At 61.1% G+C, this 19,124-nt stretch carries 21 protein-coding genes; 14 read left to right on the top strand and 7 right to left on the bottom strand.

What is annotated here, in order from left to right:
• Window positions 1–168: 168 nt before the first annotated feature.
• Window positions 169–1,341: an ATP-binding protein gene (locus CH271_RS20340; protein WP_032393642.1), complete on the top strand. Its 1,173-nt coding sequence runs from the start codon at window positions 169–171 to the stop codon at window positions 1,339–1,341.
• Between the two features lie 205 nt (window positions 1,342–1,546).
• Here CH271_RS20340 and CH271_RS20335 read toward each other — a convergent pair whose 3' ends face one another.
• Complete coding sequence (locus CH271_RS20335; protein ID WP_141216009.1) at window positions 1,547–3,376, bottom strand: hypothetical protein; 1,830 nt, start codon at window positions 3,374–3,376, stop codon at window positions 1,547–1,549.
• Window positions 3,377–3,589: 213 nt separating this feature from the next.
• Complete coding sequence (locus CH271_RS20330) at window positions 3,590–3,802, bottom strand: hypothetical protein (RefSeq protein ID WP_032393640.1); 213 nt, start codon at window positions 3,800–3,802, stop codon at window positions 3,590–3,592.
• Between the two features lie 124 nt (window positions 3,803–3,926).
• On the opposite strand from CH271_RS20330, the gene CH271_RS20325 reads away from it, so the two are divergent.
• The 4 genes from CH271_RS20325 to CH271_RS20310 all read left to right on the top strand — a co-directional run bounded on the left by CH271_RS20325 (window position 3,927) and on the right by CH271_RS20310 (window position 6,559).
• Window positions 3,927–4,133, top strand: coding sequence for a hypothetical protein (locus CH271_RS20325; RefSeq protein WP_176457422.1), 207 nt, complete (start codon window positions 3,927–3,929; stop codon window positions 4,131–4,133).
• A 218-nt stretch (window positions 4,134–4,351) separates the two neighbouring features.
• The gene (locus CH271_RS29615; protein WP_176457434.1) at window positions 4,352–4,561 is read left to right on the top strand and encodes an allene oxide cyclase barrel-like domain-containing protein; all 210 of its coding nucleotides are present in this window, start codon (window positions 4,352–4,354) and stop codon (window positions 4,559–4,561) included.
• Window positions 4,558–5,553 (top strand): aldo/keto reductase, encoded by a 996-nt coding sequence (locus tag CH271_RS29610; RefSeq protein ID WP_032393639.1) that lies wholly within the window; start codon window positions 4,558–4,560, stop codon window positions 5,551–5,553. Before CH271_RS29615 ends, CH271_RS29610 begins: the two co-directional genes overlap by 4 nt.
• 139 nt (window positions 5,554–5,692) lie before the next feature.
• Window positions 5,693–6,559 carry an AfsR/SARP family transcriptional regulator gene (locus CH271_RS20310; RefSeq protein WP_217901726.1) on the top strand — a complete coding sequence of 289 codons (867 nt, stop codon included), beginning with the start codon at window positions 5,693–5,695 and terminating at the stop codon, window positions 6,557–6,559.
• Between the two features lie 42 nt (window positions 6,560–6,601).
• On the opposite strand, the gene CH271_RS29605 is transcribed toward CH271_RS20310, so the two are convergent.
• The gene (locus tag CH271_RS29605; protein ID WP_369679411.1) at window positions 6,602–6,769 is read right to left on the bottom strand and encodes an SbtR family transcriptional regulator; all 168 of its coding nucleotides are present in this window, start codon (window positions 6,767–6,769) and stop codon (window positions 6,602–6,604) included.
• A 10-nt stretch (window positions 6,770–6,779) separates the two neighbouring features.
• Here CH271_RS29605 and CH271_RS20305 point away from each other — a divergent pair, with 10 nt between their 5' ends.
• Window positions 6,780–7,736 (top strand): cytochrome P450, encoded by a 957-nt coding sequence (locus CH271_RS20305; RefSeq protein WP_052049208.1) that lies wholly within the window; start codon window positions 6,780–6,782, stop codon window positions 7,734–7,736.
• A gap of 236 nt (window positions 7,737–7,972) precedes the next feature.
• On the opposite strand, the gene CH271_RS28485 is transcribed toward CH271_RS20305, so the two are convergent.
• A complete protein-coding gene (locus CH271_RS28485; protein WP_141216008.1) occupies window positions 7,973–8,698 on the bottom strand; it encodes a hypothetical protein in 726 nt (241 codons plus the stop codon).
• A gap of 608 nt (window positions 8,699–9,306) precedes the next feature.
• Between CH271_RS28485 and CH271_RS20300 the strand changes: the two genes are divergently transcribed.
• Together CH271_RS20300 and CH271_RS20295 are read left to right on the top strand one after the other, a co-directional pair.
• Window positions 9,307–9,720 carry a hypothetical protein gene (locus tag CH271_RS20300; RefSeq protein ID WP_143546086.1) on the top strand — a complete coding sequence of 138 codons (414 nt, stop codon included), beginning with the start codon at window positions 9,307–9,309 and terminating at the stop codon, window positions 9,718–9,720.
• A gap of 606 nt (window positions 9,721–10,326) precedes the next feature.
• On the top strand, window positions 10,327–11,172 hold the full coding sequence (locus CH271_RS20295; RefSeq protein ID WP_052049207.1) for an alpha/beta fold hydrolase: 846 nt from the start codon (window positions 10,327–10,329) through the stop codon (window positions 11,170–11,172).
• 83 nt (window positions 11,173–11,255) lie between these two features.
• Here the strand turns inward: CH271_RS20295 and CH271_RS20290 are convergent, their stop codons facing one another.
• Window positions 11,256–11,699, bottom strand: a complete 444-nt coding sequence (locus tag CH271_RS20290; protein WP_052049206.1) for a MerR family transcriptional regulator — start codon at window positions 11,697–11,699, stop codon at window positions 11,256–11,258.
• Between the two features lie 91 nt (window positions 11,700–11,790).
• Here CH271_RS20290 and CH271_RS20285 point away from each other — a divergent pair, with 91 nt between their 5' ends.
• Genes CH271_RS20285 through CH271_RS20275 form a run of 3 tightly spaced genes read left to right on the top strand, consistent with a single transcriptional unit; the run spans window position 11,791 to window position 15,565 of the window.
• Entirely contained in the window at window positions 11,791–13,023 is a 1,233-nt protein-coding gene (locus CH271_RS20285) for an MFS transporter (protein WP_052049205.1), read from the top strand.
• Entirely contained in the window at window positions 13,023–14,384 is a 1,362-nt protein-coding gene (locus CH271_RS20280; protein WP_032393637.1) for an NtaA/DmoA family FMN-dependent monooxygenase, read from the top strand. The genes CH271_RS20285 and CH271_RS20280 overlap by 1 nt, the downstream gene beginning before the upstream one ends.
• Window positions 14,363–15,565 (top strand): LLM class flavin-dependent oxidoreductase, encoded by a 1,203-nt coding sequence (locus CH271_RS20275; protein ID WP_094618282.1) that lies wholly within the window; start codon window positions 14,363–14,365, stop codon window positions 15,563–15,565. The genes CH271_RS20280 and CH271_RS20275 overlap by 22 nt, the downstream gene beginning before the upstream one ends.
• Here the strand turns inward: CH271_RS20275 and CH271_RS20270 are convergent.
• Window positions 15,533–16,027, bottom strand: a complete 495-nt coding sequence (locus tag CH271_RS20270; RefSeq protein ID WP_052049204.1) for a hypothetical protein — start codon at window positions 16,025–16,027, stop codon at window positions 15,533–15,535. The two genes, CH271_RS20275 and CH271_RS20270, sit on opposite strands and share 33 nt — an antisense overlap.
• A 141-nt stretch (window positions 16,028–16,168) precedes the next feature.
• Here CH271_RS20270 and CH271_RS20265 point away from each other — a divergent pair, with 141 nt between their 5' ends.
• The gene (locus CH271_RS20265) at window positions 16,169–16,582 is read left to right on the top strand and encodes a hypothetical protein (protein ID WP_052049203.1); all 414 of its coding nucleotides are present in this window, start codon (window positions 16,169–16,171) and stop codon (window positions 16,580–16,582) included.
• Between the two features lie 82 nt (window positions 16,583–16,664).
• On the opposite strand, the gene CH271_RS28935 is transcribed toward CH271_RS20265, so the two are convergent.
• Window positions 16,665–16,823, bottom strand: a complete 159-nt coding sequence (locus tag CH271_RS28935) for a hypothetical protein (protein ID WP_155290779.1) — start codon at window positions 16,821–16,823, stop codon at window positions 16,665–16,667.
• Between the two features lie 555 nt (window positions 16,824–17,378).
• On the opposite strand from CH271_RS28935, the gene CH271_RS20260 reads away from it, so the two are divergent.
• Together CH271_RS20260 and CH271_RS20255 are read left to right on the top strand one after the other, a co-directional pair.
• Window positions 17,379–17,819, top strand: a complete 441-nt coding sequence (locus CH271_RS20260) for a nitroreductase family deazaflavin-dependent oxidoreductase (RefSeq protein ID WP_032393634.1) — start codon at window positions 17,379–17,381, stop codon at window positions 17,817–17,819.
• Entirely contained in the window at window positions 17,816–18,985 is a 1,170-nt protein-coding gene (locus CH271_RS20255; RefSeq protein WP_032393633.1) for an iron-containing alcohol dehydrogenase family protein, read from the top strand. Before CH271_RS20260 ends, CH271_RS20255 begins: the two co-directional genes overlap by 4 nt.
• The last annotated feature ends 139 nt before the right edge of the window (window positions 18,986–19,124 follow it).

Raw genomic sequence — 19,124 nt, 5'->3', positions numbered from 1 at the left:
TTCCCACCCATCAGCCAACATCGACACCGCACTCCTCCGGTGGACCCAGGTGCAGCTTGTCGACTCAATGCATACGGATCTACGCCGAGTCACTTTACCTATCAGGTTGTATCCGCATATATAAGACTATGTCCGATACAACTAGATATAATCCGATAGCCTGAGGCCATGGAGTATGGACTGAACCCCTTCACCCCAGGGTCTGGCACCCGACCACCCGAGCTCGTCGGACGCACCGCCGAACTCGAGCGATTCGACTTGTTGGTCGCGCGGGCGAAACGGCGGCGCTACGACCGTGGGCTCATGCTGCAGGGACTCCGAGGGGTAGGCAAGACCACACTCCTGGCGACCATGGCGGACCAAGCTCGCCGCCACAACTGGGTGGTGATCGAGGTCGAAGCTCAGACCAGCGTAGAAGGTGCCGAAGCCCTGCGGCGGCGCATCGCCAAAGATATCTCCCGCGCTGTACGCCGTCGCCAGTTCGCCGGCCCGGTCGCGAACAAAATCCGGCAGTTGACCGAAGAGTTCTCCGTGTCCGCCACCGCGTTCGGTGTCGGAGTCGAGCTCGCTCGCTCAGCCGGTACCGAGAATCCGACTCTGGGGGTCGAATTCGAGGACCTCGTCGAAGATCTCACCGAGGAACTCCGCAAGGACGGCACCGCGCTGGGGCTGTTCATCGACGAAATGCAGGAACTCGAGCCGGCTCTCCTGCAAGTGATCCTGGCGACCCAGCACCGCGCGGCCCAGCGTGAATGGCCGTTCTTCGTGTGTGGTGCAGGCCTGCCGAACCTGGCGCAAGCATTGGCGGACGCGCGGTCGTACGCCGAGCGCCAGTTCGATTACAGGACCATCGGTCCGCTGGCCGACGATCAGGCCCGCGATGCGCTCGTCACACCCATCACCAGGCTGAACCAAGACATCTCTGTCGAAGCGACCGACTACATCGTCGCGGCGAGCGATGGATACCCGTACTTCCTTCAGGTGTTCGGGCACGAGCTCTGGCAGGCAGCCCAGCAATCCCCGTTCACGCTCGCCGACGCCGAGGACGCCGTCGACACCGGCCACGCCTCACTCGATTCCGGCTTCTACAGCTCGAGGTGGCTACGGGCCACCGAAGCAGAGAAACGGTATCTAGTTGCCATCGCACGCAGCGGAACCGACACTCCGCGGACGGCAACCCTCGCCGAAGCCCTCGGATCGAACCCACAATCGATGGCACCGCACCGTGACTCCTGCATACGCAAAGGACTCATCTGGTCTCCCGCCCGCGGCTTGGTTGCCTTCACTGTCCCCGGAATGGCGGACTTCATCCGCCGTCAACCCAACGCACCGGTCATCTGATCTCATACAGAACGTCACCTGGGCCGAAGTGGAGCACGTAGACGGATCGCGCAGCACCGGCATCACACAGCGACGTCGGTGTAGGAAGCTAGTTCGGCCCACTATTGCAGCGTGTAACCGCGCGGTGGGCGGGCGAGAGCGAGCAACGCGAACACGGCCAGGCGCGCCCACGTCTGCCCTAGACGGGTGACCGGTACACAGTGCGTCAGAACGGGTCAGGTGGGCCGGTGTTCATCACCGCCAGGATGTAATCGCGGTCGGGCGGATCGGCCGGGTGATCGTCGGCGATTGCGAACAACGACCGATCCGGCTCCGGCGGGGTGCGTACCTCCTCCCGGGCTGCGAGCCATTCTCGCCAGACTATGCGCTCGGCGCGGTGGCGCACGATGCGGGCACGGACAGCCGATGTGAGGCCATGACGATGGCCGATGTCGTCCAGTTCGATCGGCCCGACACAGATCCGGGCGTTCTCGACCGTGAGCAGACCGGCGACGCGCAGATCCAGCAACGCCTCGTACCCGCTGGTCCGGCCGACCCCGATAGCTGTGAACAACTCATCCGGGGTGAGGGGTTCTGCTGCGGCGACCACTGCGTCGTAAAGGACGCGGTGACGCCATCCGATGACGCTCCACGCCGGGTGTACGGACTCCACCTCTGCTGCCTCTGCAACGGTGTCCATAGCCGCCGCTCGACCCGCGTGTGTGGACACCAGCGCGTACCGGTCGGGGTTCTGACCCACGCCGCGTTCGATCAGCAACAGCGGTGAGCCCTCCATATCCCTCAGCCGCTCCAGAACGGACCACACCGTCGATTCCGGGAGCATGCCGGCCGCAATGGATAGCGACCGGCCACCGACACCCACAGTAGGAACACCTTCGACTATCTGCCCTGAGACTGCAGCAGCCCACGCCAGTGCTTGAACGACTGCATGAGTAGTCCATCGATCTTTTCGATGAACGAACTCGGTAGCGACCCAGGTTTGAGCGTGGGTAAGCCATAAACGAATTACCGGATCGTAAGTACCCCCTGTGTGCTTTATCTTGTGCCCGATATCCCGGACTGGGTCGGGCAAGGTTGATGCGGCCCAGTCGAGGGCGCGGGCAGTGTCGCGGCGGATGGCGCGTTCAGGTTCGGCGTAGCGGGCGTACGCGGCACGCACGCCCGCCCAGGCGGGTTCGGTGACGCGGGTGAGGATGTCGGCGGCGCTGGCACCTGAGAGAACTGCGTGGGTGATGACGGACTGGCGCGCTTCCGAGCGCGAGGGCCACCGGCTGGTGTCGATGCGGCCGGTGCTCGCGAAGTCGAGGACGCAACGCGGCGGCGGGGCGGAGCGGCAGAAACGCGGATGCAACCGGGCGTCATCGCTGCTGCCGAGGACACGCTCGGCGGACGTCTCGGCGCGGATGTGGGCGTCGATCGGATTGCTGATCGATCGGCCCGTTCCTCCGAGCAGGGCTTCGAGCCGCGGCAGTGTGCCGGCATCGGACCCGACGGTCAGGATGTCGGACGCTGCAGGCGGGTCCAGGTCGACGAGGGTGCGGTAGCCACCTTCTTTGCACTGCGAGCCCGGCACGGTGATGCAGCCGGTTTTGTCGTTGGTCATCGGTGTGATGTCCAACGTGGGGAGTCGCGCTGCGAGAAGGCGCAACAACGGTCGGATTTCGTCGACGGTGACCGTCTTTCCCGGTGCCAGCGGTATCAGTACGTGACGGCCGCCGCTGGTCGATTGGTCGACTACCGCACGGCCACCGCATTCGGTCAACCAGGCGAGCAGCCGCGTCACGTCGGCAACAACGGAGGCCTGGCCGTGGTGTTTGGTGTCGAAGTCCAGGGCAACGATGCCGGCGCTACCGCGTGAGAACAGCGGTACGGCCGACGGTAATGCCGGCCGTTTGACCGTCAATGGCCCCGCTGAGACGTATTTACGCGTCGTCGGGTCGTAGAGTCGCATCGACCGGCGCGCAGCAATGACCGGCGCGAATCGATGCCACAGCCGGTCCGCAGTCGCATCCGAGTGGACGACACGAGCGTTCAATCTTGTACCTACTTCAGGGCACGATGTACCCTGAGACATGTCCGCCAAGACAGTCCCTTCGGGGAAGAGCACCACAGAACGAGTTGCGAGCTAGTCACTCGCTTCTCTGACTTCAGAAGCCCTCGGCCCGCACGCCGGGGGTTTTTGTCATCTCAAGGTGCTGCGTAGATTTAGTTGGATGTATGACCCGAATGTCGATTCAGGTCGAGACGGCTACGCAGTCAGCGGCAGTACCCCCTGTTCGCGCGCGTGATTAAGTTCGCGCGCAAGATCTTCGCGGTCGCTGGCGATCGCGATCAGATCGGCGACGTATTGACTCAGAGATGTCGCGCCAGCCGAGCTCCGCTGCGCCTTGAGCGTGTCAATCAGCTCCGACGGCAGTCGGACAGTCAGCGACGTCCGGTCACCCTTACTGGGCATCGGCATGGCACGGCCTCCTTCGTCTACGTCCGCGATCCCAACCGGTGTCTATCCTGAACCAGAATCATCTTCACCGCCCTGTGACACGCCGTTGGTATCAGAACGAATTACACGTCTGTCATTTGAGTGGATGAGTACCACTGCAACGTGCCGGCCCATCGAAGGAGCCATCGCCCCACCCGCCGATATGCGAACGGTCATCGTCGACCTCGAATGCCGACAACAAGTCCTTCACGCCGACGGCTCCTCGACACAGCGTCCCATCGAATCGTGGCGGACCACCGTCATCACCACCCCGAACGGGTGGAAACTGTCTGCCTTCCGATACCGCAGATGAAACAGGGCAGTAATGCCCCTGCGCCTTGTCAGGGGCCGGGCCGAACAGCGCAAACGTGGCGCGGGCACGCACGTGTATCGGAGACAGCCGTAAGACATAGTCCCCATGCGCGAATCGTGCTCTGGGGCAGGCGATTGGGGCGTCTCGCAGACAATCCGGCCGTAAAATAGCCACGATCACCGGCTCGCTCCGCGTAAAAAAGCGAAACAAGCACCACGATATTCACCCTTTTCGATGGCAACGTCATCCGTGCGGGCGGACTGGTCGACGACGGTCGCCTGACGGCCGGGGAGTGGGCTACGTTTCCGGCAGTGGTGACCGATGGGCCATTACGAGGTGCGATCGGATACCGCGCGTTTCGGCCTATTGTCGGACAGGAGCACCGCAGCTACGAGTCGGTGATCGTGGTCTACCGGGTAGTCGAATGAGCGTCACGAGACTGGCCCAGCGGACCGTACGGTCACTTCGCGTGGGGGTTCAGGGTCTGGGTTGTCTGGGAATGTCAGAGTTTTATGGGCGGCCAGATGAGTCGCAGTCGATCTACACCGTTCAACGAGCGTTGGATCTCGGCGCAAACCTTCTCGACACGTCGGACGTGTACGGACATGGTGCCGGTGAAGAATTGATCGGCAAAGCCATCGCTGATCGGCGTGATTCGGCAGTAGTGTCGACGAAATTCGGAGTGGTACGTCTCGGGGCTGGAGTCGGGACCGGTATTCGCGGCGACGCGGCGACGGTTCGGTCTAGCTGTGAAGACTCGCTGCGCAGGCTCGGGTTGGAACACCTCGACGTGTTCACATTGACTCGGATTGATCCCGAAGTGGGGATCGAGGAGACCGTGGGCTCCGTCGCGGACCTAATCGAAGAAGGAAAAGTACGCGAAATCGGCTTGTCGGAGGTCAGCGCAGATACCCTGCGGCTGGCTCAGTCGGTCGCACCGATCGCAACGCTTCAGACCGAATGGTCGTTGTGGTCGCGTGGCATCGAGGCGGAGATCGTCCCTGTGTGTCGCCAGTTGGGGATCGCAGTTGTGCCTTACGCGCCGTTGGGCCGAGGGTTTCTCAGCGGTCGCATCCGGTCACGCGGGCAATTCGGGGAAGGGGATATTCGCCTGCTACTGCCGCGATACCTACCCGAGAACTTCGCAACCAATCTCGCTCGCGTCGATAGATTCGGGGTTCTTGCCGAGGCTGCCGGTGCCACCCCTGCGCAATGGGCTCTCGCCTGGCTTCACAGTCAGGGCCCCGATGTCATCCCAATTCCCGGGAGTCGTTCGACAGCACACCTCGACGAGAACATCGATGCGTCTTTCCTGACTCTGTCGGATCGCGAAATCGCAGCAATCGAAAATTTGTGGCCTGTCGGCGTCGTGGCGGGCGAGCGATGGACCGAGGCCTGCATGAGTTTTATCGAAAACTGATGTGTGAGTTAACGCACATTAGTTAAGATTTGGCAGCGGGCCGGGGAGACCGTCCAGCGCTGTGGGCTGCAGAGGAACAGCAGGCACGTCGCGGATGTCTGAATTTCGTACGCACACCATACGTAGGCAATAAGCATGGATGTACGTATCTTCGCTGATGCGTTGCCGATCAACCCTGAATCACACTGATGGCCTCGAACAGCCGTTAGTGGAATCGGAGAACCAGATGCGCTTTATGATTCTCGGCCCGTTGCAGATCGACGCAGGCGACAACACGTTGACGATTTCTGCGCCCAAGATAGAAAAGTTGCTCTTGACGTTGCTCATTCGCGCCAATCGGGCCGTCCGAGTCGATGAACTGATTTCAGAGTTGTGGGGCCAGGCACCGCCACGACGCGCGAGGGCGGCTCTTCATGTCTATGTGTCGCAGATACGTAAGTTGCTTGCCGAGCACGACGTAGTTGGCAACGGCGGTACCGAGGTCGCCTTGTTGACACGAGGGACAAGTTACCTACTCCAGATCAACCCGGACCACATCGACGTAACTGCCGCACAACGACATTACGCGCAGGGTCAGGCGCTACTTGCCGATGACCCTGCGGGTGCATTCGCTGAATTCTCCCGAGCCGCCGACATGTTTCGCGGACCAGTGGCCGACGGCGTGACCGATGGTGGCATCGTCGGAGGGTTTGCGCATGGGGCCGACGAACTAAGGCTGGAATGCCTGGAGGCGATCGCGCACGGTTCGCTGCAGATCGGTCGACATCGCGAACTGGTCGGGCAACTGGCCCAATGGATCGAGGAGTACCCGCTGCACGAGTCGCTGCGGGAGCAGCTGATGATCGCCCTCTACCGGTCAGGAAGACGAGCCGAAGCATTGGCCGAGTTCCAAACGGCCCGCCGAGTGCTCCGCGAAGAACTGGGCCTCGAGCCCCGCGAGTCTATGCGACAGATTCAGGCTGCAATCCTGGACGGAGGTTCGCAACCTACTTCACGCGTGGCGTAGTCGTAGCTCTGGGCCTAGCTCGTGAGCGCTGCTGCAGCCCAACTACCTCCGGGTCAATCCCTCGAGGACCAGGCCGAGAATTCGGTCTGACTGTTCCCGGTCGGAGCGCTCGCGCAACCACGCAGCCGCACTGAGAAGATCGAATAGTTCGGTCGGTGTCAGGTCGGGTCGGATATCACCAGAGCGTTGGGCGGCAGCCAACGCCGACATCTTCAAGCCCTTGGCGCTGATTGGTTCCGACGCCCCGCGACACGATGTTCATCGCAAGTTGGTGGCACCCTACTTCAACCTCAAGCAGGCCAGGCTCAACCGACCCGCCGTCGAGCGAATGGCTCACGAGTTGATCGACAAGATGGAAAGTGACGGATCGCCTGCAAACCTCCTGAGCAAATACGCCCTGCCGATTCCATCGAAAGTGGTGTCGGACATTCTAGGTGTGCCATACCTAGATCACGACTTCTTCGAGACCACCTCCGCGGCATTGTTGCAGGCACCTGATGCAGAGCATGCCAAGCAGGCTGGACTCGAACTGATGAACTATTTGGAACGGCTCATTGCAATAGAGGTGTCCGAGCAAACAGGCAATGGCTTGATCGGAGACCTTGTCGCGGCAATCGACGGTGCCGATGTCACCCGCGACGACGCGATGCGAATCGCGTTGGCGTTGTTGCTGGGTGGTCACGACACCACTGCGCAGATGATCACGCTGGGCGTGATCACGCTGCTCGAACATCCGACGGAGCTGGCCCGTGTACAACAACATCCAGACGAAATGCCGGGCGTCGTCGACGAACTGCTTCGTATGGTCTCTGTGACCGATGTAGCCGGCGTTCGTGTAGCACCATCGGATATCAGCCTCGGCGACGTCATCATCAAGTCGGGGGAGGGCATGGTCTTCTCGTCATCGATGATCAACCGCGACGAATCAGTCTGGACATCGCCGTACGAGTTCGCGCCGCTCGGTGACCACGCAACATCCGCACGGCGCCACCTCACCTTCGGTTACGGGCCGCATCAATGTCTGGGCCAGAACTTCGCTCGTATGGAACTGGAGGTTGCTTACACGGTGCTGTTTTCTCGATTGCCGAACTTGCACTTGACAGTTGATCCCGAAGACATTCCTTACCGGCTTGGTGGAACGATGCAAGGCGTGCACGCTTTGCCGGTCGGCTGGTGACCTACACCGTTGAGGTGGGCTCACGGCCGGGTGGTGAGTGCAAAAGGATAGCCGGTAAATCCGTTCCTGACACCACTGCGGTCTGATCAGGTCAAGAGCGTCCTCATACCGAGTCTCCGCCTCGGATGCCTGATCGCGAAGGAACTCACAGCGGGGCGCTGATAACGGACCCCAATAGCGCTCAGGAGCGCTACACGACAACACTCGGCCCTACAGTCTTTAAGCTTCGATGCTTCCTAGCCAGGCCCAGGCGTAGGTGCGGTTGTCTCTGTGGCTGCAGAAATGTCACCGGTAACATTTGCGCCCTCTGGTTTTGCTACCTTCCAAGCTTGAACAGCAGCTTCCGAACCGAAATAGAACAAAATTATCCATCGAAATGACGTGATGATTTCGGTCCGTACGTCGGCTGGTATTCGTGCAGTGAATTCGCTCGGAAACAACACGATACCCAGGAATACGAACGTTAGCGCTGCTGCCAGTCCTGCCCGTAAAGTTCCTGTAGCGGTCGAAAGTACGAAGAACGCAATGATTGCGGCGGTGCCAATTCCCAGGGCGAACCAGAGGTCGTATGTCGCCATAGCATTCCAGACAACATCAATTGCAGCATCCCTTGTTGGCGGAAATATTCGACTTCCACTGACCCACTGCACGTCATCGGGGTATGAGGGGCCGATCACCTCTGTACTCGTGCAGTACTGATATGCGACGTCCGGCGCGTTCTCGACAGCTCTCGGGTTGATGTCGCCGCAATAGCCGATGGTTCGTCCTTCGGAGGTTGTTGCGAACGCCTCTCTGATGTCTATACGTGACGCCAAGACCCCGAGAATCGATGTCAACCACCAGACACCGAGCAATGGAGCTATCCAGAGATTTCGCAGCTTCATCTGTTCGCTCGCCAGATGCGGCACCGATCCTTTCGCCACGACCGCGGGGCCACTCTTCGTCGAACCTTCGTCTGTCATGTCACCCTCCGGGTGCGACCTTTGTCGACGGCCAGGACGAAATCGAACTTATTCGATCTTCATACACCAAGCGTCCGCATTTGGGAAGCAGCAGCATGGCTAGCCCTTTGCGCTTTCAGCGGGGCTCTGCTGGTAACCCTGCATATCAAGAATGGTCGTATCGCTCCGCGCTCCGTGCAGGCGGGAGCAGCTGCTGTCAAAATTCCGTAATGACGATGTGGCTTGGCAGGGCGGACGGATGCTCGGCCATGGTCGGGCAGGACGATAAACGTGCCGCTGACCATTGACCGACACGTTGTTCAGACATCGTCATCCTATCGACAAGATGGTCCCTGCCCTCGGTCTACGTTGATCCCGCACTGGCGCAGTCATTGCCGATAGCCTCGAGAGTGAGCAGACCCCCTCTCCGGTGGGGCGCGTATTCCATATCTGTTTACGACGAGAGTATGAGTGGGAATGCGGTTCGATTACTCGTCCTTGACCGAAGGGTTTCGGAGTGAGCGACCGATCCCTCTACCAAGCCCCCCCCTCCGGGGCTGAACAAGACAGGTAGCGCGGTCGTATGGCTATCCAGCGTCGAGATCTACTCGTTCGGAGTGATGTTCTCGGTGTCCGCGTTGACCAGGCAGTCGGATCTAGGGCTGATTCTCGGTGCCGAAGAGCACGTGGACTCCGCGCTCTATGCGTCGATTCTGTTCGGAGTCGAGCTGGGAGACGGAACAAAGCTGGCGATCGATCGACGCGCCCCGCGAGGAGTCGTTCTGGAAGTCGGGAGCTCCAACGGCAACCTTGGGTCGCTGCACGGCACTATCTTTCTCGGCCCCGTTCCGCCTTCCGGGCCCGTCCGCATCGTGACTGCGATTCCCCGACTCGGCGTACCGGAAGCGACCGTCACCATCGACGGCAATCAAATTATCGAAACATCCGAACAGGTCGAACGCCTGTGGACCGCACCGCCGCCCTCTCAGGGCCTCGGTGGTGCGGGCCTGCGCGGTGGTAGCTGGTTCAGCCGCCTCGACTGACCGGAGAACGATGGTGAGCTAGTTGAGATTCGAGCGTTCCTCGATCGTTGACTGCCGGCACGGCTGGTCTCCGACGAAAGCGGACGCACCACTTTTTGACGCCTGTCGACACCACAAGTTCTAGAGTCCGTAGTCGTCACTGCGATCTTGCTGATCCTGAAACCGGTTGAGCCACAGCATATACAGCAGTTTACCGGTAACCCTGCATATCAGAATTGGTCGTATTGCCCGACGCCCGACGCCCGACGCCCGACGCCCGACGCCGGGCGTGCGCGGGCAGCCGCTGCCAAGGTTCCCAGAGGGGCCAGATCCATCGGGATTGCCCTCCTTGCGCCATTCTGTACGCATCATCGACGAATTACTCAGTACTGAACACGCACCCGACCAGGCACACGGGCGTCTACTGACGAGTGGTTGCCGTCGACGGCTTTCACTCGGTTAAAGACTGTTCATACGGCACGTCCGCGACGATCGATGACCGGTAGGTCGCTGCTGTGTCAGCGGTAAACAATCTGGTCACGCAGTAGTCGATATTGGTGATTGCCGTCACAACTCACGGTGGACGTCTTGACCCTGCCACTGGTGTGAAGGTTCTTGGATCGTGTCATGCTCTCGAACGACGAGCGCGTAGGGCGTATATCTTCGTACGCGCGTGTACGCGGTACAGGTACGCCGGTTCTGCTGCTGCACGGGTTCACGATCGATCACCGCATGATGTTGCCGCTGGACCGGCACTTCTCCGACCGAGAATCGGAACGCCATTACCTCGACCTGCCCGGGTCCGGTCGTTCACCCAGATTGAAGACGATGAGTTCCGGAGGAATCGTCGAGACTGTCTCGAAGTACATCGACACCTATTTCGGCGACCAAGATTTTGCCCTGGTCGGGGCGTCGTACGGCGGATTTCTCGCCCGGGCACTGCACGTTCGATATCGGTCGCGTGTGCTCGGGTCGTTCCTCATCGCGCCGGCGGTCAGATCTGCTGAACACAGGACTTTAAGCGCCGATGTCGCAGTGGTCGAGCGCGACAACTTCGAGCTCGATGTCGATGAGTCCGATCGCGTCTTCTTGGACTCGTTCAGGGCAATCAGCCCTCGTCACACCCGTGCGTCGTGGTCCGAGTATCACCACCATGTCGTGCCCGGCTATCGAGCGCATGACCGCGACGCCGCGCAGGAACTCCTGCTCCACTACAACGTGGAACCGGTCCCGGAGGAATCACTGACATCGCCTCTGGGCGGAATCAACGTAGTGATCACCGGCAAGCAGGATTCGGTGGTGGGGTGGCGCGATCAATTGGCGCTTGTCGATTACTACGATCGCCACACGTACGTGGCGCTCGACGGTGCCGGACACAATGTGCACTTAGATCAGCCGCTGCTGGTCGGGGCCCTGCTCGAGGCGTGGCTCTCGGAGCTGTCGTTGGCCCACTCGGCGGACGGTTGTCCCTGACTTCTGCGGTTGTGACACGGTTACCGTAGGTCGGCGCGGGTGCGATATGTCGAATGATCCAGACTTCGAATGGAATTCGACGGTCAGGATGCAATCGGGCTGGGTGCGGTGTTGTCGTCGTCGGTTCGAGTGGGGAGAGATTGCGGTGTTGCGGTCGATCCCTCGTTGGCGATGTCGATCACCTCGTCCAGGTACGACGCGATGGCGTCTCGGTTCTTCATCAAGTTCAGGGCGCGTTCTTCCATCCGATCGCGCTCGTGTGTGAGCAGAGCAATCATGTCCGGTGTCGCGTCGGCGAAGTGGATGACGCGGGGCTTGTCAAGGCAGGGGAGGATCTGCTTGATTATTCTGGTGGGTAGACCGGCATCGAGCAATCCTCGGATCTGCAGGACGCGATCGACGAATCGATCGTCGTAAGCGCGGTACCCGTTCGGTTCGCGGGTGGAGACGATGAGCTGTCGCTCTTCGTAGTATCGGAGCAGTCGTACCGATGTATTTGTCGCGGAAGCCAATTCGCCGATACGCATCGTGCCTCCTGGACTCATCGAGTGAATGTGATGTAGGCCATAACCTTCGCCCTTGACCCTCACATCTATGTCAGGGTTTAACCATACTTGCATGACCAGAAATTCAGAACCCGAATCTCGGACAGAACGGCTCCCATTGCTATCGCTTCTGGCGCTGGCAACCGCCGTCTTCGTCACCAGCCTGACCGAAACTCTGCCTGCGGGACTACTTCCCGCAATCAGCCAGAGCCTGTCCGTCAGCGAGTCCGCCGCGGGGCAGACGATCACAATCTATGCGATCGGGACTGCTCTGACCACCATTCCGCTCACGGTGATCACAGCAGGGTGGCGTCGTAAGCGACTTCTCCTGCTGTCCATCATCGGATTCTTGGTCGCGAACTCGGTGACTGCCGTGTCGTCGAACTACGAGTTGACGATGGTGGCACGATTCGTCGCAGGTATGGCCGCCGGAGTGGCTTGGGCGCTACTTGCCGGCTACGCCAGACAGCTTGTCCCCGAACACTTGCAGGGACGCGCGATCGCCGTAGCGATGGCCGGGATTCCTGTGGCCCTCGCCGCAGGTGTGCCCCTCGGAACATTCGTCGGCAAAGAGTTCGGGTGGCGCGTGGCCTTCTGGGCAATGACCGTGATCGCCGTGATTCTCGTGGCCTGGATCGCAGCCTTCGTCCCCGACTTCCCCGGACAGGAACGCGGAAACCGCGCATCGTTCAACCGCACCATCACCACCCCTGGCGTAGGCGCAGTTCTGTTCGTGACGCTCACGTTCGTCCTGGCGCACACCATCTTCTACGCCTACATCGCCTCGTTCCTCGACAGCGTAGGAGCAGGAGATCAGGTTGATGTAGCACTTCTCGTGTTCGGCATCGCATGCTTGATCAGCATCTGGGTCGTCGGTGCCAAGATCGACCGGACCCTGCGCCTGCTCGCCATCACCGCCACCGTCCTGTTTGCCATTGCGGTGACCGCTCTCGGACTGGCCGGCGATACCCCGATCGTGTTGTATGCCGCGTTGTTCCTCTGGGGTCTGGCATGGGGAGGGGCACCGACCCTTCTGCAAACCGCAGTCGGCGTAGCCGGCGGCACGGTGGCCGACGAAGCACAGGCCATGCTGGTCACATTGTGGAACGTTGCCATGGCCGTCGGAGGTGTCATCGGGGGACTGCTCCTCAGTGGTGTGGGGCCGAACTCCTTCGCATGGGCGGCACTCGTGCTCCTTGCACCGACGTTGCTGGTGATCGTGCTGGCCAAGCGCCACGGATTCGCCGCCGCGCCGAAACTCACCGATGCAGGCAACAAGCTGGACGTCGACGAAATCCACGCGTGATGAGCAGAAGTACGAGAGTTCATCTGGCCGCACATCTTCCGGGTGTCGACAGCACCGTGGTGTGGGCGGACCCGCGGTCCCGCAGCCAAACCGAATTCGAGACATTCGAGACCCTGGCCCGATCCGCGGAACGTGGCCTCTTCGACTTCCTGTTCCTGGCCGAAGGTCTTCGTCTCCGCGAATTCAACGGCAAGATCTACGAAAACGACGTGGTGGGGCGGCCGGACTCGCTGGTGTACCTCGCAGCGATCTCGGCCGTCACCTCTCGACTCGGACTGGCCGCAACCGTCAACACCACGTTCAACGAACCGTACGACCTCGCGCGCAAGCTCGCGACGCTCGATCACGTCAGCGGCGGCCGGGCAGCGTGGAACGTGGTCACCACCAACGACGCGTACACCGGTGCGAATTTCACCCGAGGAAGCTTCCTTCCCGACGATGAAAGATACGAACGGGCCCATGAGTTCCTCGCTCTCACACACGATCTGTGGCGCAGCTGGTCGTCGAGCCCGCTGGCACCGGACCCGAGCCGCGGGTGGTTCACCGACTCCAGTAGCGGCGCCTACGCCCACCGCGGGCGGCACTTCGATATTGCGGGCCGCTTCAATGTCCCCACTTCGCCTCAGACGTCGCCGGTGATCATTCAGGCCGGCGACTCCGAGGAAGGCCGCGAACTCGCGGCCGAAACTGCCGACATCGTGTTCAGCAAACACACCGCCCCGACACCCGGGCGCATCTTGTACCAGGACATCAAAAATCGCCTCGCCCGGTTCGACCGCACTCGCGAGAGCCTGTTGGTCTTCACTCGCGCGAGCGTGGTGCTCGGCGACAGCACAGACGATGCACAAGCCAGGTCCACCTCCCTGCGGCAGCAACAGATTTCGCCAGCGTCCGCTCTGGAGACATTGGGCGGAATCCTGGGCCTGGACCTGTCCGACCACGACCCTTTCGGGCCGCCGCCACCCCTCGACAGCAGCTACCGCCAGGTCGCGGCGCAAGGTCACACCGCGATCAAAACGAGCGGACGAGCCGATACCGTCCTGCGCCTCCACCGTCTACACGAGAGCGATCCCGGAAGCATCGTCGATCTCATGCGCCGCTTCGCCGGCCCGCACACGTTCGTCGGTACACCGCAGCAGGTTGCACACCAGATCGCCGAATACGTCCGCACCGAGGTTGCGGACGGCATCATCGTCGATCCCGCCATCGTTCCCGACTCGGTGGCCGACTTCGTCGACCGGGTAGTGCCCGAACTGCAAGATTTCGGTGTGTACCCCGACCGCTACCGCGGGGAGACATTGCGTGAGAGCCTCTTTCCCGACGATCAAGGACGCACCCCATGCATCTCGCAGTTGCCCTGACAGGAACCGGATGGCACCCGGCAAGTTGGCGGGACACTGCCGCCCGGCCCGACAGAATCATCGACATCGCCTACTGGACAGAAATCGTGCAGCTCGCCGAAGCAGGCGGCGTCGACTTCGTCACCCTCGAAGACGGTCTTGCACTTCAGAGCTCGACACTCGATCGCGCCGATGATCGCACCGACGAACTGCGAGGGCAGCTCGATGCAGTCCTCACCTTGGCGGCCCTGGCACCGCGAACGTCCGAGATCGGACTGATTCCCACCGTCAACGTCACGCATTCGGAACCGTTTCACGTCAGTTCGCAGATCGCCTCGCTGGACTGGGCCAGCCATGGCCGCGCCGGTCTGCGGCCCCAGATCACGTTCCGCGCTGACGATTCCCGCAATATCGGACGGAGGGCGACGCCCCAGCTCACCGACGACGACATCACCGACCCGGTCAAAATCAGCACCCGTCTCACCGATCTGTTCGACGATGCCGCGCACTACCTAGCGTCGGTGCGCGACCTGTGGGACAGCTGGGACGACGATGCCGTCGTTCGTGACGCGTCGACGTTCCGCTACATCGACCGAGATCGACTGCACCGCTTGACGCTGGAAGCGAACAGGTTCAGGCCACTCGGCCCGTCGATCACACCTCGCTCTCCGCAAGGCCAGCCGATTGTCGTTGCGCTGGGCCATGCCCCCATCCCGTACCGGCTCGCCGCCCGCGAGGCCGACATCGTCTTCATCACGCCTCACTCGGACGCAGCCGTCATCGACACCGTTCGAGAGGTCAGGGCAATCGAAACCCTCGACCGGCCGAGCCGATATCTACCCCTCGCGATCTACGTCGACATCACGGTTGTGCTCGCCGACGACAAAGCCTCGGCAGCCGAACGCCGCGCCGCGCTCGATGCCGACCATCCGGACACGTGGACCTCGGACAGCCGAATCTTCAGCGGCACAGCAGAAGAACTCGCCGATATCATCGCCGCCTGGCACGCCTTCGGGATCGACGGCTTCCGACTACGACCGGCGGTGCTTCCGACCGACCTGAGCCGCATCACGACAGCGTTGGTTCCGATACTGCAAGACCGAGGTCAACGGCCCACGGTGACACCGCCAGGCACCCTGCGCAGCCGTCTCGGGCTGGCCATACCCGAGTCACGGTTTCGCGGATCCGTCACCGCTCGCTGACTGCGATCTCAACCACCACGTCGATGCCATGTTGGACGAGACCATCGGCACTCCGGTACCTCGAAGAGAATCAATCACGCGCAGGGTGCCCATCCCGGTACCGGTGAACAGCACTGGATCGGAACCGGTAGGAGCTGATGTCACCGCGTCCACGAGGTCGTCGTGAGTGACCACGTAGGGGTCGTAGTCGGCGGCTCGCCGCACCGAGATAACTGCGCTGACCGCGATGCCACTGGCCTGCCAGTACGCCCGCGACAGTTCGGTCAACCACGGTTCGTACGGACTTACCAACGTGATCGACGCACAGTTGTGGGCATGCAGATACAGCGTGGTGGCCAGCGCCGATGACGCAACGGGGTAACCGACGGATTCGGACAATTCCCTGCAGACAGCATGATCACCGTCCGCCGAATGGAGGTAATGGGATGCACTGCATGCGACGACAGCCGCGTCCAACGGCATCGCGCCGAACCTCGACAGCGCCTCAGGGGTGTCCCGGCCCCATTGAGCCAATACCTCACGAAGGGCACCCTCCCGGGCAGGGAGCCGTGAAGTGAAGAACTCCGACTCCGTGTCGGCGAGCAGCTATCGAGCACAGCGACCTTGTCCTCGGAGCCGGACGCATGGCTCGACATCAATGCCGACCTGCTGATCTTGGCGGCGCAGAAACACGCCCTGACCGCCGATAACGTCAACCGACTGCGTGCGCGATTCGTTGTCGAGGGCGCGAACCTCGCGTCGACCCCCGACAGTCGAGACGAAGCTGCACGAGCCGGAACACTCCTGATACCCGGCGTCATCGCCAACATCGGCGGCGCCGGATCCGCCGCCCTCGCTGTCACTCGAGTCGTTCCTTTCGACCTACCAGCGCAAGCACGTAAGCAATGGGTCTTCGATTGGATCGCCGACAAGGTCCGCACGAACACTCGCGACTTGCTCGAACTCGCCCAAGATTCGCCGACCACCGCCCTGGAAACCCTGCTCGCTCAACGACGTACGGAGAGAGACGGAACATGAGCCTGGCGACCGACCGCTGACCTTTGATCACTTGATTCCCGACTACCCGGCCGCACCTGTTGCATGGCCAGATGGTCGGGTATCAGGTCATCGACGCGGTCGACGGCACCAGTTGCCGGGCCGCGAGGAAGCCGCTCCATCGCGAGAGCTGCGCACCGAGACCCACCGACGTGTAACTCGTCGACGCAGGATTGGAAATCCACCCACGCTGCCACACCTCGCGCCGAGCACGTGAACTCATGACGGCGACCAGCCTTCTACTGCTACAGGGCTCGGTCTCGACGCACTGTCAACAATTCTTGACGATGCGGCAATCGCGCTTTTCTGAACCTGACGACATCAAGCCCTCCGAGAGGTGGTACTCCAGCGCCCTCCGACATCCATCATTCGGCCGCCGTATCCTGTTGACTGTATGCGCGCAGATCTACGCCGAGCCGCATCTCTATCAGATTGTATCCAATACTATAAGGTTCAGTCTTATAGTATTGGATACAGTCCTATAGTGTGGGTGCATGGAGTACGGACTGAATCCCTTCACACCCGGGTCTGGCACTCGACCACCCGAGCTCGTCGGGCGCACTGCCGAACTCGAGCGATTCGACTTGTTGATCGCGCGGACGAAACGGCGGCCGGTTCAGCGTAGACCTGGCCAGAGCCTGTACCCAGCAACAGGGAACCGAGCGCAAATAGCGCATCCTCATCAATGTTTTCGCCTCGATTCGTCGTAACAGAAATATTGAATCCAAAATTGGCTATCATTGTGGAGGCAAGTGCCTATCCGACGGAGGGAACACAAGTGGCATTGGACGGCATCTATGTACCCAGCACAAACGAGTGGGTCAGGAATCAGGTGGCAGAGTATGAGGCAAGCAACGGTGCAGAGGCGAACGAACTGTTCGGGAGGCCCGTCGTTATCCTCACCACGGTCGGTCGAAAATCAGGGAACTTACGTAAGACTCCACTGATGCGCATCGAGCATCTTGGGGCGTACGCGGTGGTGGCGTCACAGGGTGGCGCACCGACGAACCCCGCCTGGTACTGGAATGTCAAGGCCGATCCGCTTGTCGAATTGCGCGATCGGGATAATGTCGAACAGTACATTGCACGAGAGATGGCAGGCAACGAACGCGATCTGTGGTGGGACCGTGCGGTGACGGTATATCCGGAGTACAACGACTACCGCGCTGCGACAACACGGACGATACCGATACTTGTGTTGGAAAAGTGCTCGGAATGAACCAACTGAGAATGAAGCACCTTAGTCCGCCATTTCGCACGTACGTCGGTAGCAGCGCTCTCGCTTCGATCGACAATGAGCTAGGCCGTACGGGATGCCGTCGGGTGGTCGTCGTGTGCTCACCGTCTATGCGCAGTCACGCGGCGCTCGCGAAAGTCGAGGCAGCAATCGGCGCACGCATGGTCGGTCGATTCGACGGTGTACGGAAGCACAGTCCGACCGACGTGGTCGAAAGAGCATGTGCGGCACTGGCAGATGCGAAAGCAGACTCGGTCGTCGTAGTCGGTGGCGGATCTGCCATCGTGACAGCCCGGGCTGCAACTGTGCTGCTAGCCGAGGACCTCGGACTGCGTGAGTTGTGCACCAGCAAACGGCCTGACGGCACAATGGTCAGCCCGCGGTTGCGCGCACCGAAAATACCCCAGTGGGTGGTCCCGTCGACACCTACTACCGCCTTTGCCAAGGCGGGCAGCGCAATCCTGGATGTGAGCACAAACGAGCGGCTGACGCTGTTCGATCCCAAATCGCGTGCACAAGGAATCTTCGTAGATCCTGATGTCACGCTTACCGCTCCGGTTGCGTTGATCGATTCCTCTGTCTCCAACGCCCTATCGATGGCAATTGCCGGATTACTCTCCGGCGTCGATGATCCAATCGCATCATCTCAACTGGAGGGAGCAGTGCAAGCGATAGGCCATTGGTGGCCTCGGCTTCGATCCGACCCTGAAGATCCGGAGGCGCGGATGCGGTTGGTGTTGGCTGCGTTGTTGAGTGGGCAGGGGAGCGATCACACGCACGGCGGGATTGCCCAAGTGCTGGGCCACACTATTGGACCGCAATCGTCTGTGGCGAACGGGGAAATCGAGGCCATCGCACTTCCTGCAGCGATGCGATTCGCACCTTCCAACGCCGAATTTGGCTACCGCGCGATCGCCCGAGCTTTGGGTGCACCAACCGCCGGTGCCGGGAGCCAACGTCAGACTGCAACAGACGCTGTTCGGACGCTACTTGAGCCGGCAGGTCGGCGCAGGCTCAGAGACGTAGGAGTGGGCCAGAGCGATCTCTCCTCGATCGCCGACAGGCTCACCTATGACTGGTTCTTCACAAATTTGGCTCGAACCATCACACGCGACGAGGTCGACTCCCTCTTGATGGAAATTTGGTAGTTCTGCTCTCGACTTCGGACACGCCTCGAGCGCCAAGTATGTTCGCGGATGGCTGGCGCAAAAGTACAGCAACTGTGACCGCTCCTCAGGCACTCGGTTGCTGGCGATGAGAGTTTTTAGCTGAACTCTCGTTCGGCTG

The organism is Rhodococcus sp. 05-340-2 (assembly GCF_002258915.1).
In the GTDB taxonomy this organism is placed as follows: domain Bacteria; phylum Actinomycetota; class Actinomycetes; order Mycobacteriales; family Mycobacteriaceae; genus Rhodococcoides.
The sequence above is the reverse complement of the archived record's forward strand: the minus strand, read 5'-3'. Positions and strand labels throughout refer to the sequence as shown.